We start from the raw sequence: 15564 nt of genomic DNA on the forward strand, positions 1-15564 counted from the left end.
GAGCAAATTAAATGGCTAATATCACAATTGATGAAATTTATTCTACAGGTCGTGATTTATTTCAAGACGCTGAAAGTTTTCTAAATGAATTAACTCATCAGACAATAGAATTTATCAGAGGCAGTGGTTATAGTGGCTTCTGGGGATTTGGTTCTTACAGTAATTCCTATTCCCAATATTCCTACAATTCTTTTCCTAGAAGCGGGTATTCAGGAGGGTATGGTTATGATTATGGCTATGGCTATGGGAAATGGTGTTAATTGATAGCTTACGTCTAATGTGAATTAAAATCGGGTAATTCTGTAGACATTTGTAGGGGCGGGTTAATCAAAGATCATGAACAATGAACGATGATCTCGCTGAACCCGCCCCTACCGAGTCTCATTAGCTCCAAGCATTGTAGAAGGTTTTCCTAATTCACATCAGACGTAACTTATAAATATTATGCCGTAAATCGGAAAAGTAATTTAGTGTACTTTTCCGATTTTGGTGTGATCAAATTTTACTTTTTGCATCAAGTCGGGACTAATTCGCCTGGACGTAATTTTGACCATTTACCTGTTTCTTGCTTAAAGCTGAGACAACCGACTACATCCCATTCCATTTCAATCACATCTTCTTTCGTACGAATGTTAACGTTAATAGATGGTTCGTTGGGATCAAAAGTGGGATTTTCTGTTAAATGGGGCTGTTGGTGCTGCGTTTCGACGGCGTGATAGGTCACACAGCGATCTACATAGTGGCAGTTTACGCAAATACACATAATAGAACCAACTCCAGAAGGCCTTGATTATTGTTAATCTAGCTTAAGCCCAAGCTTTATTCACCAGTTGTTGGGTTGATTTTTATTACAATGTCTTCTGATGTATTTTTGCGTCTAGCTCCTGAAAATTGGCCTTTTAGTCTGGAATGCTTACCACAACCAGCTTACATGGTGGGTGGTGCGGTGCGGGATGCGCTTTTGGGGAGGAGTCGGGAGTATTGGGATCTTGACTTTATTATCCCATCGGATGCGGTGAAGGTAGCTAGAGCGATCGCTCGTCGTTACCAAGCTGGGTTTGTGTTACTAGACTCAGAACGGCAAATTGCGCGGGTGGTATTTCCGAATGCGACGGCTGATTTTGCCCAACAAGAAGGCGAAAGTTTAGACGCTGACTTACACAGGAGAGATTTTACTGTAAATGCGATCGCCTATAATCCCCATACCCAATCTATCATTGACCCTTTAGGGGGTTGTAATGATATCAAGTTGGGTCTGATGCGGATGATATCACCCCGTAATTTAATAGATGATCCTTTGCGCCTGTTACGTGCTTATCGCCAAGCGGCTCAACTAGGCTTTACGATTGAAACCAATACCCAAAATACTATCCGCAATTTAGCATCGCATATATCCCAAGTTGCTGCTGAACGAGTCCGCGTAGAAATTGGTTATTTGTTAGCCAGTCCTCAAGGAACACCTTGGATAACCAAAGCTGGGGAAGATGGGTTACTTGCACCGTTCTTTAAAAATGCAAATCACTACAGCTTTACCAAACTCGCAGCCGTTGATGCTGTGGCGACGGAATTAGCAGAACATTGGCCACAACTAGGTGTAGAACTGCAAAATTACGTGCGTGATACCGTCAAAACTACATGGCTAGGTGTTGCTAAACTCGCTTGTCTTGTACATCAACAACCAGCCATAGCCGAATTAGAACTACAGGAACTTACCTATAGCCGCGCAGAAGTTCGCGCTGTTGCCACTGCCTTGAAATTGTTCCCTCAGCTAAAATTTGCTGATTCCGTGCGAGAACAGTATTTTCTCTTCCAAGAAGCAGGAATTGTATTTACGGCTACAATTTTGTTAGCCTTAGTGGACGATAATCTGGTAGAGCCGATGTCTGGCACTCATCCATTGCAGGTATACGCACCATTGATCAGCCGCTACCTTAACCCTGATGATCTGGTCGCTCATCCCACTCAGCTAGTAAGTGGTAAAAATCTAATGATAGCACTAAATATTCCCGCATCGCCACTGGTAGGAGAACTGCTGAAGGAAATAGCTGTGGCACAAGCTGAAGGGAAGATTTCTACTCAGCAAGAGGCGATAGAGTGGGCGAAAAGAATTATTCAGCAATGAGATTGGGCATTGGGCATTGGGCATTGGGCATTGGGCATTGGGCATTGGGCATTGGGCATTGGGCATTGGGAAGTTTTCTTCCCCTGCCTCCCCTGCCTCCCCTGCCCCCTGCCCCCTGCCTTTCTACCTCGGCGGATCTTGGTGCATCAGGGGACGTAACCCATTTAAACCGGCAGCAATGGCTGAACCATTATGCACTACTGTGGCTGCTAGGGGATGTAGTCCTACGGTGGTGGCTAGTCCTAAAGCGGCTAGGTTGGGGACTACGGCTAGGCTGATGTTTTGTTTAATTATGGCTTGGGTTTGGTGGGCGATCGCGATCGCATCTAAAAAGCTGCTGAGGTTATCATCCATCAGGACGATATCGGCTGTTTCTCTAGCGACTTCGGAACCGCCACCAAAGGAAATGGATACATCTGCATAGGCGAGGGCAATGGAATCATTTAAGCCATCACCAGTAAAGGCGACGGTTTTGCCAGAATTATGTAATTTTTGGATGATTTCGGCTTTTTGTTCGGGGAAAGCTTCCGCGTGGACTTGGGACAGAGGTAAATTTAGTTCTTCTGCTACAGCTACAGCCCGTTGGTGATTATCCCCTGTCAATAGATGTACTTCCATGCCGTATTCTGTTTGTAATTTCTCGATGATGCTGGCACTTTCTGGGCGCAGGGGGTCTGTGTAATAAATCACGCCTTGAAATTCCTGATTGACGCTGATATACAGTAAGGAATCATGGGCGGAAATGCGGCAATTGAGGTGATCGGGACAATCTACATGGTTGCAGTGATGGGGTTCATAGAGACAATCAAGGGGAACGCCACACTGACGCAAAAAGCGATCGCTACCTACAATCACTTGTTCTCCGTCAATTTCGGCACGGACTCCTAAACCAATTTCATAGGTAAATTCTTGGCGGGGGAGAATCTCAATCCCCTGTTTTTCAGCATAGCGGACTACAGCTTGGGCGACTGGGTGAGTCAGGCGTTGTTCGGCGGCGGCGGCTAGGCTTAAGAGTCTTTGGCTAGACATTCTGCCATTGACAGTTTCCACTTCCATGACTTCAATATCACCCTTGGTGAGAGTGCCTGTTTTATCAAAAACTAATGTGTCCACCTGTGCCAATTTTTCTAAAGCGCGACCACTACGGATAAGTACACCGTGTCTGGTGGCGTGGTGTAAGGCGGCTAGGAAGCTTGTAGGGAGGGAAACACGAATCCCCGTCACAAAATCTAAGGTGAGGATAGATGCTGCTCTCGCTGGGTTACGAGTAGCGGCTAATACTAGTCCAGCAAAAATTAAGGCTGGTAGTACCGCTTTGTCAGCGATCGCAGCTGCATAGTTACCCATGCGGGTATCATGTACGGGGGCTTGTTGGACTAATTCTATACTGGCACCAGCACGGGTGGCACTGCCTACCCGTTCCGTTTGGATGTAAATTTCACCTTCTCGTACCAAGGTGGAAGCGTAAACAGTCTGCCCAACTTGACGCAAAACGGGCATGGATTCCCCTGTCAATTTTTGCTGGTCAATTAAGGCTTGACCACGCAAGATTTGCCCATCGACGGGGATTTGTTCGCCTGGATAGACAATTACGGTGTCTTGTGGTTGGACTTGGGTGGCGAGGATATGTTTTCTTTCTCCGTCTGGTTGGACAACCCAAGCGTAATGTCCCAGAGAATCGAGTAAATCGGCGGCGTGATGTTCGGTAACTCTGGCGGTGCGATCGCGGATTAAATCACCAATTTCGTGGAGTGTCATCACCAAAGCGGGAGTAAGGAGATTTCCTTGGGCAGAAGTTAAGGCGATCGCCAGCAAATCCAGACAATCTATATTTAATTTTCGGCTTTGGGTAATACTGGTATAGGCACGTTTGGCAATGGGTAAAGCCGCTAGTGCTACAGTTGTGCCAATGATGACTCTAGGAATTGGGAACCCCAACCCCAGTAAAGCTAAAACTGTAGCTAAAGCCGGTAACTTCACCCCAGCCTCATCACTATCTAAGACTGTTTCTTGTGGCTTGTGAGTTTTGCGAATTTGGGCTTCTTGTAGCAAATCTATTAAGTAATTGGGCAATAAATCATGTTTGCTATCAGCTAATTGGTAGCTAATGGCAATAGAACTCGCCCAAATATTAATGCGAAATTCTAAAACTCGACTATCAGATTTTAGTAACTCCCTGAGAGTTTGAGTGTAATCAGGATCATGGGCTAAAAGAGGGATGCGAAATCTAATTCTACCGGGAATTTTATGTACTACATGATAGTCAATTCCAGGGACGATTTTTGATTCTTCAATCAATCGCTGATTAATGTTTGGTTTAGTGGCGATCGTCATGATTTCCCCCTCATGATGTTGCAGCAAAATAATGGGTGGGAACTCATTCTGATAGTGATTTCAGCATCCCACAGGAAATATATGTCCTGTTTTAACACGTAATTTAACTATGGACATAAGTCTATTTAATACTGTTGTTGATGATTTTCCGAACAATGCAATTATTTTTAAAGATTAGTATGTGAAAGCCAATGCCATCCTTGCCAACACATTTTTAGTATTGACTGGCAATTTTAATAACTACTTAATCTACGATTTATCTTAATAAAAAATTCATGTTTTTCTATATGTTATTCAAGCGTATTTGTTCTCAAAACTAGGATGGAGTTTGTAGTAAGGACTTTAGTCCTTATTTGAGAACTAAAGTTCTCACTACAAACATTTAACTGTTTACCCTGTATTACCGATGTTATTCTTTACACTGTGTCCAGAAAAACGGATTTAATTTAGGGTGTGGGTGATCAAGGTGTAATGTCATAACATTCTCAGAACTTATGAATAAACAGAATCTAAATCCATTGTTCATTCGTCAGAGTATGTGATGTACATTGAAAAATAGCTAATATATGTAACCTGCATGAGTAAAAACCCAAAGGAAAGAAGCACATAAACAGATTTAAGAGGTTATTGTTATTTATTTGAAATTTTTGTAGATACAAGCCTTCCCGTAGGCTATTTTGAATTCGGAGCGAATTGAAGTGACATCCATTCTGCTAAACAATCGCTATCAAGTTATTCAGGTACTCGGTGCTGGTGGGTTTGGGGAAACCTTGTTGGCAGAAGATACTCATATGCCTTCTCGTCGTCGTTGCGTAATTAAGCAACTCAAACCCATTACTAACGATACTCAAGCCTACCAAATAACGCAACAGCGATTTGAGAGGGAAGCGGCGACTTTAGAATATTTAGGTGAACACAGTGACCAAATCCCTAAACTCTATGCTTATTTTTTAGAGAATGGCCAGTTTTACCTAGTCCAAGAATGGATTCATGGTCAAACTCTCAGGAATTTGTTAGAAACACAAGGATGTCAGAGTGAAACTACTGTCCGAGCGATTGTCTTGAGTCTGCTAGCAGTTTTAAATTATGTGCATAGCAGAGGGATTATCCATCGAGACATTAAGCCAGATAATATTATTCTGCGTGCAGTTGACCAAAAACCAGTTTTAATTGATTTTGGTGCAGTTAAAGAAACAATTCGTTCTGTAGGGGGTTCTCATCCTACACGTTCGATGGTCATAGGTACACCAGGATATATGCCTAGTGAACAGGCGGTGGGTAGACCAGTTTACGCTACTGATATTTACAGTTTAGGTTTGACAGCGATTTATTTATTAACTGGCAAAAGTCCCGAAGCATTGCCGACAAATCCCCAAACAGGTGAAATTCTTTGGCAACAATACGCGCCGCAAATTTCCCCAGATTTGGCGGCTGTGTTAAATCAGGCAATTAAACCACAGGCGAGCGATCGCTTCACCACTGCCAGTAAAATGCTCTATGCTTTATCTGCGGTGAATAATATACCTGTACAGTCTGTTGTCCAAACGGCTCAAACTCAACAAACTCAAGCTATACCCATAGCCAAACCCATTCCTTCCCCCAAAAAACAACAGCCTGTTTGGATATTAGGCGGTTTAATTATAGGCGGTTTACTTAGTGGCGTAGCACTATCTACACTGACTCGTCCATCCCCAACGGACACGATTTCTAGTGATCCCATACCCTCATCATCGTCTCCCAGTCCCAATACTGTAGTTTCTACCCCTCCTATCCCTGAAGCTTCCTCTCCACCTCCAGAAATTCCCCAATCTACTCCTGCACCATTCATTCCTGCACCAATTACACCCAAAGCTAAAATACCTCCTACGATAGTTAACACTCCGCCTGCACCTGAAGTTACAGCCATACCAACACCCACAATTGAGAATAATAATCCTGTTGTCGAACCACAACCCACAGAATCATTACCCCCAAGTCCACCCCCCAAAAGAAGGAAGCAAAATACCACCAGACAAAGCATCCCTGCTTTCCCCACAGGAACAGCCAGAAGTACCGTAGAAGCCAAACTCGGAAAACCCAATAGAGATTTAAGAGGTGCTTGGGGTAAAACCCGTGCTGTTGTGTACAATTTAATACCCAATCAAGTGGACTTGGGTTATTTATTTGACCGCGAAACCGGAGAACTCAGGCAAACTGAAGTAGCTTTTGCCCAATCTGTAGATCCTCAAGTGATGCAAAATACACTCAACGGAATGCTAAACGGCCAAGCTACAGCCAAAATTCAACAGGGATTAGAAAAAGTTCAACAACGCCAGAAAGATGACTTTAGTTTTTCAGTCGGCGCAGTCAAAGGTCAAATCATTCGTCAGAACTGCGATTTAATTTACATTAGCGTGTGGGATGCAGATTTACATGACTTTGTGAATCCGGCATCAGCGAAACAATGCTAATAACAATTCAAAATTCAAAATACCATTACGGGTAGGCTTACGCCAGCGTAGCAAAGGCTTGAGCCTACAAAATACCCTACGGGAAGCTAAAGCTACAAAATTAAGAAAGCGAGATTCTGCACACCTTCTGTCTCCCTTGTCTCCCTTGTCCTGAAACAACGGATATGTTTTGAATAACTACCATTAACAATACTCAGCACTCAAGACTCATTTTTGACTTTATGCCACAATGGGCGAAAGATAGAAATCTTTATGACCCATTTCTAAATCTGAAAAACTAGACAGTAGATTTGAGGGGAATCTGATGAAAGCAGGTATAAAACGCATTGAAGCAACTTTGCATGATTTAGGAAGTCGTGACAATACTGTTACGGAAACGAGTGAAAATATCAAGCGTCCTGTATCTTTTAGGATTAGTATAGGAGCTAAGGAAAGTACAGAATCCCAAACACAAGAAACCATAGAAGAAATAAATACAGAATCCCCTAACGTAAATACTATTAACGAAAATTTATTTCCTCATCACAGTTCTGTACAAACTTTCCCCACGCAAGAAGAAGGGGTGAATGCACCCAGTTTACCTAAATTCAAAACCCAAAGTTTCAGTAATCATCGTCATGTTGCTAACCCAGCATTAGCAGCGAATATCCTGCAAGAAATTCAAGCACACGTAGCAGGTTGGCAAAAAGAGCTACACACTATTGTGCAGCAAATTCAAGATTTATATTTAGAAGGGCCAATTGTTAACGGTTGGTTAGAATCAAACCCTTGGGAAACAGAACATGGCGGAAAAGCTACACTCCGTCACGGCGAAGTAGAACGTCTCATGGACTACGTGGAAGAAATTTGCGCTCCCGACGGGACTAAAATACCCCATCCCGCCCTTAAAACAGGTTATCGGCTTTGTGGTGTCGATGCGTCAGGTAAAGTTTGGTCACGTCCTTGTCCACCGAATCAACTAGCAGAGGTGAGCATGGCGATCGCACGTTATCAAAAATTACGCCAATTACTAGGCCGCAAGCAATACCTAGAAACCCGCCTCAGCCAACTAGCAGAAACCTTAATAGTATTACACAGCCACATTCAGCAAGTTTAAATTCTCATGACTAATGACTAACAACTAATTATGCAAATCTCTGCAATTATCTGTACTCACAATCGGGATAATTATCTCGGTGCGGCGATTGATAGCCTTTTGGGACAGGATTTCCCTGGGGAATTTGAGGTCATAGTGGTCGATAATGGGTCAAGCGATCGCACCCGTGAAGTTACGGAAGAAAGAGCCAATGACCCTAGATTAAAGTATATTTTTGAACCAGTTCTTGGTTTATCTGTCGCCCGCAATACTGGTGCAAAAACGGCAAAGTCTGAAATTATAGCCTATTTAGATGATGATGCTGTAGCTAGTCCTAGTTGGCTACAGGTATTATATGATGCTTATCAAAATAATCAGCAACTAGCGATCGCTGGCGGGAAAGTTACTCTGCTTTGGCCTCCCAATATAGAACCCCCAAAATGGCTATCTCCTGGTTTAGCAGGTAATTTAGGAGCTTATGACTTGGGTGATAGTGTAGTTTACATCGATCAACCAGGTCTAACACCCAGGGGTTTAAATTATTCCATCCGCCGTCAATTTCTCACAGAAATCGGTGGTTTTGACCCCCAATTAGGTAGAGTCGGCAAAAACCTCCTCTCCAACGAGGAACTGCAAATGACAGAACTGGCTCTAAAAAAGGGTTGGCAAGTAGCATACCTTCCCGCCGCCTTAGTAGCTCATAACGTTGCACCAGAACGCATTAATCGTTCTTGGTTTCTCAATCGCGGCTGGTGGCAAGGGATTAGTGAATGTTATCGCGAACAACTAGCAGGTAATGCCGGAGTCGCACAGTTTGGCCGAGGCGGGGAAAGATTTGTGAGGGGATTGTATAAAGCAGTACAATACTCCGTCAATGATCCAGCCCAAAGCTTTGATAATTTAGTTTATACTTACGGACAAATAGGTTATTTAAACGCCGTAATTCAAGGAATTTTATTTAAAAAGTAATGAGTGCTGACTAATGACTAATGACTAATGACTAATGACTAATGACTAATAACTAATAACTAATGACTATTGACTCCTTTGTAGATTTACGCAAATATGACCAATCATGGTTTGATCGCGGACGGCCTAGTTGGTACATTTTACTGTGGTGGTTAGTGCAGGCGATCGCTTTTCCTCTGACACTGCATCCTTTTAATGGTTTGCGCTGTGCTTTGCTACGCTTGTTTGGTGCGCGTATTGGTCAAGGCGTAATTATTCGTCCTACTGCCCGCTTTACCTATCCTTGGAAAGTTGTAATTGGTGACTATACTTGGATTGGTGATGATGTGGTTTTGTATAGTTTAGATGCGATTCAAATCGGTCAACACTGTGTCATTTCTCAAAAAAGTTATTTATGCACTGGTAGTCATGATATCAAAGACCCCACCTTTGGCTTGAAAACCGCAAGTATTACTATTGGTGATGGAGTCTGGGTAGCTACAGATTGTTTTGTTGCGCCAGGAGTGCAAATTGGTGCTAATGCTGTCATTGGCGCACGTAGCAGCGTTTTTGCTGATATACCATCTGGACAAGTTTGTTGGGGTAGTCCTTGCCGTCCCCAATATCCGAGAGTTATGGGTGAATCATAAAGTGGGGAATGGGGTAATACCAATTCAAAATTCAAAATTCGTCTTGGAAAGTTTGCTCAATGGGGGGAACCCCCGCACGCAACTTTCCGCAAAATTCAAAATTAAGAAAATGAGACTCAGCATAGCTTTTGGCGTTTGCATTTGAATCACATTTTGTATGAATTGGTATAAGGGTATTTTGAATTGTTCTGTCGTCAGTCTATTTTAAATATTGAAATCTACCATTTAAACCATTAGCATCCATCTTTAATTGAGCTACATAAAACTGTTTTTGGATGACATCTCCCACTGGTGTAAAAGCAATTTCACCAAGGGGAGTATCATATTTTTTTGCTAGTAGTTCTTGGTTTAAGGCTGTCCTTAATTCTGATAGATTCAATTGCTCAATGGGACGCTTTTGATTTAAAGATTGCAAAGCTTCTACATATACCTGAACTGCGGTAAATGCTTGAGCAGTGACTTGTGATGGTTGTTTTTTATATTGTTGAAGATAAGCTTGACGAAATGCCGTATTAATTTTATTGGGATGTTCAGGACTGTAGGCTTGAGCAATAATTATACCATCACATAAAGCCTGACATACAGAAAATATATGTGATGTATTAAAACCGTTCCCACCAATAATTAATCCTTGATAACCTAATTCTCTTAATTGTTTAACTAAATTACCACCATCTACAGCTAAACCAGAAATAATCACTAAATCTGATTTTAAGTTAATAGCATTAGTAGCTTGGGTTTGGAAGTCGGTATCAGTAGTTTGAAATTTTTGCACTGTGACTAAATCTAAACCTTTCGCCTTGACGGTATTCTGAAATATTTCTGTTTCTGATTTATTAAAAGCATCATTTTGAGCATAGAAGACTGCTACACGTTTAATTTTTGGGTTTAGTTTGAGAGCCGCTTGCACAGCATGAGGTGCAACTATTGCCACAGAAGAAGATACACGCGCTATATAATCTCCAATTTCGGGAATTCCTTTAGCAGTATTAGAAGCCCCAATCACAGGAACTTTAGCGCGTTCAGCGATGGGATTAGCACTAAAGGCTTGTTGTGATAATGTAGGCCCAACAATACCAACTACTTTATCTTTATTAATTAAATTTTGGAAAGCGTTAATTGCTCCGACTTCATCACCACCAGCATCTTGAAACACCAAGTTAATTGGTTTGCCGTTGATACCGCCTTGACTATTAAAATACTCCTGGGCAATTTTTACGCCGTCAATTCCTTCTTGACCAAGTAATGCAATATTGCTAGTCTGGGCAAAAGCAACACCTATAGGAATAGCATTACTATTATTGGTATGATCGGAAGATTCACTACGAAGATTATTAATTTTGTCACGATTATCACTATTACTACAGGCAAATAAAAGTAAATTAAAAGTAATTAATAGGAGAAATTTCTTCATAATTGACGAGAAAAATAATATGCGATCGCCTCGCTAACCACAGAACAGGGAAAAGGGAAACAATCCCTATTCATTCCCTTTAAACCAATACAGTTCAGTTAAGAAAATAGTTTGTAGTAAGGACTTCAGTCCTTAGACGAGGACTAAAGTCCTTACTACGAACTTCTCCTTATTGATATATAGCTCTGTGATATATCCCCAAATTAAGGTTGATTGGGACGTAAAGATTGAGATGCAATGTCATCTAAGCGCACACTAGCAAGCAAACTTTGCCATTTTTCGGCAATCACTAGGTCTTTAGGGTTTTCTTGACGTAATTGCGATATGGTTTTTAATGCCTCATGCCAAATACCATTTTGAAGATATATCTCAAAACGTTGCAAAGGTGTGGCTGTTGCTAATTTTTGGGTAACTTTTGTATCGAGAGTGACTCGTTTCATCACACCTTCTACATAAGTCGGGGATGACTCTTTTTGGGGGTCACAGTCTACAGTCAAAAACCAACGATATCGTTTGTTAACTTCCAAGGTAATGTTATCGGGTACAGAGATGCTGATAATTCCTGGTTTTTCCGGGAGAGCGATCGCTTTTTGATAAATTGTATTTGATTGCTGATCTTGCAAGACGAATTCTGTAGGATAAGTGGCAGGTCGAGAGTAAGGTACATAAAACATCAGTGTGGGATGGGCTTCTGTGGTTAATCCCCAGACATTCATCACCGTGGGAGGGCCTTCTGTATAAGGAGCTAAAGCTGTAAGTGGTGGTTTTACTGAAGGACACAAACCTCGTCTCGCCCCTCCACGGACACGACCCCCAGGCGCAGGTTCACCTGCGGGGGGTTGAGGTGGGTTGAAGCTGACTTTCTTGGGCTGGTTGGCGGTGGTGTTCGCTGGTACTGGTTTAGCTTGTACTAAACTTTGACCAGCCAGAAAACTAATGTAGCCTAGAAGTAATGAAAGCAGTATTTTCATAGATTTTTATGTTAATTAACTCAAGTTACTGATACTAGTGACTTTGCGGGGATTCGGTGTGTTTCTGGTGAGAGTAAAATTAACGTATACCCTACGGGAAGCTAAAAAGCTCACTAGTAAATTATTTCAAAATCCGAAATGGGATAAGGACTAAAGTCCTAACTACAAACTATTTAGTGTACTTAGAATTTTGAATTGATACTACAGTGACTGTTGCTACTAATGAAATAGCTGACGGGACAAAGGGAAGCCAAACACCAGCAATCAATAGAGTTAGGCAAACAGCGTATAAAATACCGGAACTAATGCCAACTGCTAAGGCTAACTTAGGTAATACACGCCATTGCCAAGCTAATACACCTCCAGTCACAGCCCAACCCCAAATCCAAATTACTTCTAACCAAGGCGGCAAAGCTGACAATAGGGGACGACCATCTAAAACCGCGCTGATAATTTGGCTAACCATATGGGCTTGTACCATCACTCCAGGCATTGGTTCATTGACCAGGCTGCCATAGGGGGTACCCCAATAGTCAGCGATATCTCCCCTAGTGACGACACCAATCAAAACAATCCGGTCTTTGATGGCGTTGGGATTAATCGGATTAGATAACAATTGGGTAAGTGTTACTTGTTCTGCGATTTGCTTAGAAGCGCGGTAGTTGAGTAATATTTGACCACCGTTGGCATCAATGCCTTGATAACCGCCAGTGCGAGATGAAAGACGGCGCAAAACTGTTTTTCCTAATTGCAAAGAAGGGGAAGGGTCAGATGTAAATTTTGGTTGAATGCCAGAGGCTGAGAGATAGAGAAATGCTAGTTGGGTACTAAAAGCGTAGGGAGTAGAACATAGAGAAGTAGTTTCTTGGGTCATGAATAGAAGATGGCGACGTACCACACGATCTTGATCATCTATGAAGTCGCTAAAACCTAATCTTTCCTTGGGAATTTCTGGTGGTGGTGCAGTTGATTTGATCTTGACTGTAGCGTCACTGCCTTTACAGACCCCGATTAAATTATCAGTTTGTTGGAGTTGTGATTTTAAGTTTAATTGTTCTGCGGGGAAGTCGCGGTAGACATCTAAACCAATAGCTTTCGGTTGGTATTGATTGAGTTTTGTGAGTAACTGGTTGAGGTATTTGTCGGAGATGGAAGTCCCTTTCAACACTTGGCCATCACGACGCTGATTTTCTATGTCTTCATCATCAATAGTCACTATTAGTAATCGCCGATCTGGCCCCTCCTCTGGACGCGATCGCATCATTTGGTCAAAGGCTTGTAGTTCAAAATTCTGTAATCCTCCCAGCAACCGCAAACCACAAACTACGGTTGTCACAGCCAAGGTAGATAAAGCTAGCTTTTTCCAGCCCCGTTTTTTGTTAACAATGGGAGTAAAAGGTATTTCCTGTGTGGGGGACTGAATTAATTCATCCCAAGTTAAGGGTATCTGGGCAGGATTTTGACAGATAACGGGAAGCCAAGTGGCACAGGGAAATCTATCTTCTAAACCCTGTAGTCGTTCTCGTGCGTGCCTAACTGCTTGGTATAAAGATTTACCATTAGCAAAACTTTGCAGAAAATACTTTAAGAACTCCTGCGCCACTTGGTCGGGAACAGGTTCACGCATCACAATAATTTGGGGGATGTGTAAATCAGCCAGTTCCCGTGCTAAACCCAAGCCATCACAGGAGTTAAAAATTGCCAGTTGTAGACCCCGTTCTATAGCTTGTTTAAGCGCATATTTAAATTCCCCAATGGTGAGACTATCGGTTTTATTTAGGTAAATTCTGCCGATATTGCCATTTCCCTGACTAGAACTGTGTCCCGCGAAAAATAAGATATCCCAGTTTTTCCCCCATAGATAATCGTTCAATTCCTTACGTTGTGGTTCTACTAAAAAACTCACATCGGCATAGGGCAATGTTTGTAAAACAGCTTGATCTGACTGGGTATCGATGCCTTGACTATTGCCAACGATCGCTAAAATATTTACTTGGGAATTGGGAGTGGGTGGTTTATAAACTCGGTCATAACTAGGTGAGGAAAGCGCAATTTCTGCTTTGGGATAGCGTTCGAGTAAGTCCCAGACGTGCCAAGGGAGTCTTTGCAATTGACTATTTTCTGATTGCAGGATGACTCTGATTTCGTCTGAAGGCATTAATTTTTCTAGCCATTTTTCCCGCAGGGAGCGAAAATCTTCCGCCTGTAGCCAAGCATTAAAGCGGGCGCGTAAAATATGGGCTAGTTCGTGGCAATCTTCAGTCACAGACACATTTGTCACTTGGATTTTATCGGCATCTAAGCGATAAGTGTTACCTAACTGGAGATAGCTAGCCTGCCAACGTGTGTAGTAAAGGGTGATTTCAGGACATGGTGGTAGTTTACCTGTAATTTCCGTAGCTGGGCGATCGCGTTCTTCCCCTATTTGCAAAGTGACGGTAAAACCTTGTTCAAAACCACCGTCACTAAATTTCAGCACCACTAACTTAGCCATGATGTCAGCCCTTTCGGGAAATTCAAAATAGCCTACCGCAAGGCTTACGCCTTAACAATTCAAAATTCAAAATTCAAAATTCAAAATCAACAAATTGCTGACTTAGGAATCTATACCTTCGGCACTAGATCACGAAGTTTTCCGTAATACTCATATCACCCAATGATACCTGAATACTAAATTCCTCTTGAAGATCACCTCGAAACTGTAACTGAATGTAATTATCAGCACTTCTAGCTTGAGCGTCTAAAAATACTGCCCCAGAATTATCTAATACCTTCAATTGCACTCCAGCAGGCAGGTACATTTGATTACCGGTGGCGTGGAGTTGCAGACGAACACTAGTTTTTTGGTTATCTGCTGGGGAAATTTCCACAATCAACATCACTGGTTGATTATCGATTTTGATGCCCAAATCAATCAGTTTTGCTCTTCTGGTGACATTTTCTGCCTGTTCTTGTGTAGCTTCTGGTGTGCTGACAGGGCTACGAAAAGCCAAAGCTGGTCTTGCGTCTAAGGAATTTAATAAAGATTCTACTGTTTGCCAACCAGACTCAATTTGACCGACAAACCACTGGCTGAGATTAACCAAGGTATCCACCGGAGAAGTTTGCAATTGCGCCAGGCGATCGATTAATGTTTCTATTGGTTGTAGTTGACTTAAAGCTAAGGTCTCGGTGGAAACATTCTTGACAAAACCAAGTATTTGTGCTTCTTTTTCCGCATCATCCACTTGTACCACCACATAACCCACTCTGTCTTCCCAAGTTTCAGGGGGAATCGAGCAGAATTGACTAGAAGCCAGCACAGGACGACATTCCAGACGACCAACTGAAGACACCTCCAAATCAGCCACATCTGTACATAACTGCATGATGGGGTTCCAACTGTCGCTAGCTGTGAGGTTAGTAGGAATATCCATCATTTGTAAATAATCATTCACTACCCATACAGCTAAAGTATTGAGCCTGACTTGTTCTGCTTTGGCTGAAGTAGGCTGTTGGTTAGCAAACTGTTGGGCAGTTATACGAGCTGCTTGGGAAATCGGCAGCGTAATTGCGAAATCCTCTAGCTTGAAGGTGTTGTTAGTCATAAGTTCAATCCCC

Annotated in this window: 12 protein-coding genes; 6 read left to right on the forward strand and 6 right to left on the reverse strand. The window is 42.4% G+C overall.

Annotated elements, in window-relative coordinates; translation table 11 throughout:
- Positions 1 to 11 precede the first annotated feature (11 nt).
- Positions 12 to 260 (forward strand): hypothetical protein, encoded by a 249-nt coding sequence (locus CLI64_RS08455; protein WP_103136803.1) that lies wholly within the window; start codon positions 12 to 14, stop codon positions 258 to 260.
- Between the two features lie 254 nt (positions 261 to 514).
- On the opposite strand, the gene CLI64_RS08460 is transcribed toward CLI64_RS08455, so the two are convergent.
- Positions 515 to 763 (reverse strand): Ycf34 family protein, encoded by a 249-nt coding sequence (locus CLI64_RS08460; protein WP_015138282.1) that lies wholly within the window; start codon positions 761 to 763, stop codon positions 515 to 517.
- 90 nt (positions 764 to 853) lie between these two features.
- Here CLI64_RS08460 and CLI64_RS08465 point away from each other — a divergent pair, with 90 nt between their 5' ends.
- Positions 854 to 2122: a CCA tRNA nucleotidyltransferase gene (locus tag CLI64_RS08465; RefSeq protein WP_103136804.1), complete on the forward strand. Its 1269-nt coding sequence runs from the start codon at positions 854 to 856 to the stop codon at positions 2120 to 2122.
- A 123-nt stretch (positions 2123 to 2245) separates the two neighbouring features.
- On the opposite strand, the gene CLI64_RS08470 is transcribed toward CLI64_RS08465, so the two are convergent.
- Positions 2246 to 4456, reverse strand: coding sequence for a heavy metal translocating P-type ATPase (locus CLI64_RS08470; RefSeq protein WP_103136805.1), 2211 nt, complete (start codon positions 4454 to 4456; stop codon positions 2246 to 2248).
- A 698-nt stretch (positions 4457 to 5154) separates the two neighbouring features.
- Between CLI64_RS08470 and CLI64_RS08475 the strand changes: the two genes are divergently transcribed.
- From CLI64_RS08475 to hpsU, 4 genes are all read left to right on the forward strand, one after another.
- The gene (locus CLI64_RS08475) at positions 5155 to 6906 is read left to right on the forward strand and encodes a serine/threonine-protein kinase (RefSeq protein ID WP_103136806.1); all 1752 of its coding nucleotides are present in this window, start codon (positions 5155 to 5157) and stop codon (positions 6904 to 6906) included.
- A 304-nt stretch (positions 6907 to 7210) separates the two neighbouring features.
- The gene (locus CLI64_RS08480; protein ID WP_103136807.1) at positions 7211 to 8002 is read left to right on the forward strand and encodes a hypothetical protein; all 792 of its coding nucleotides are present in this window, start codon (positions 7211 to 7213) and stop codon (positions 8000 to 8002) included.
- A gap of 30 nt (positions 8003 to 8032) precedes the next feature.
- A complete protein-coding gene (locus CLI64_RS08485) occupies positions 8033 to 8950 on the forward strand; it encodes a glycosyltransferase family 2 protein (RefSeq protein WP_103136808.1) in 918 nt (305 codons plus the stop codon).
- Between the two features lie 62 nt (positions 8951 to 9012).
- Complete coding sequence (gene hpsU, locus CLI64_RS08490; protein ID WP_103136809.1) at positions 9013 to 9579, forward strand: hormogonium polysaccharide biosynthesis acetyltransferase HpsU; 567 nt, start codon at positions 9013 to 9015, stop codon at positions 9577 to 9579.
- A gap of 199 nt (positions 9580 to 9778) precedes the next feature.
- Here the strand turns inward: hpsU and CLI64_RS08495 are convergent, their stop codons facing one another.
- The 4 genes from CLI64_RS08495 to CLI64_RS08510 form a co-directional block, all read right to left on the reverse strand.
- A complete protein-coding gene (locus CLI64_RS08495) occupies positions 9779 to 10993 on the reverse strand; it encodes an ABC transporter substrate-binding protein (protein WP_103136810.1) in 1215 nt (404 codons plus the stop codon).
- Between the two features lie 203 nt (positions 10994 to 11196).
- Complete coding sequence (locus tag CLI64_RS08500) at positions 11197 to 11964, reverse strand: DUF928 domain-containing protein (protein ID WP_103136811.1); 768 nt, start codon at positions 11962 to 11964, stop codon at positions 11197 to 11199.
- A gap of 169 nt (positions 11965 to 12133) precedes the next feature.
- Complete coding sequence (locus CLI64_RS08505; protein WP_103136812.1) at positions 12134 to 14458, reverse strand: CHASE2 domain-containing protein; 2325 nt, start codon at positions 14456 to 14458, stop codon at positions 12134 to 12136.
- Between the two features lie 124 nt (positions 14459 to 14582).
- Complete coding sequence (locus tag CLI64_RS08510; protein ID WP_103136813.1) at positions 14583 to 15551, reverse strand: DUF1822 family protein; 969 nt, start codon at positions 15549 to 15551, stop codon at positions 14583 to 14585.
- Between the last annotated feature and the right edge of the window lie 13 nt (positions 15552 to 15564).

The organism is Nostoc sp. CENA543 (genome assembly GCF_002896875.1).
Taxonomy (GTDB): Bacteria; Cyanobacteriota; Cyanobacteriia; order Cyanobacteriales; family Nostocaceae; genus Trichormus.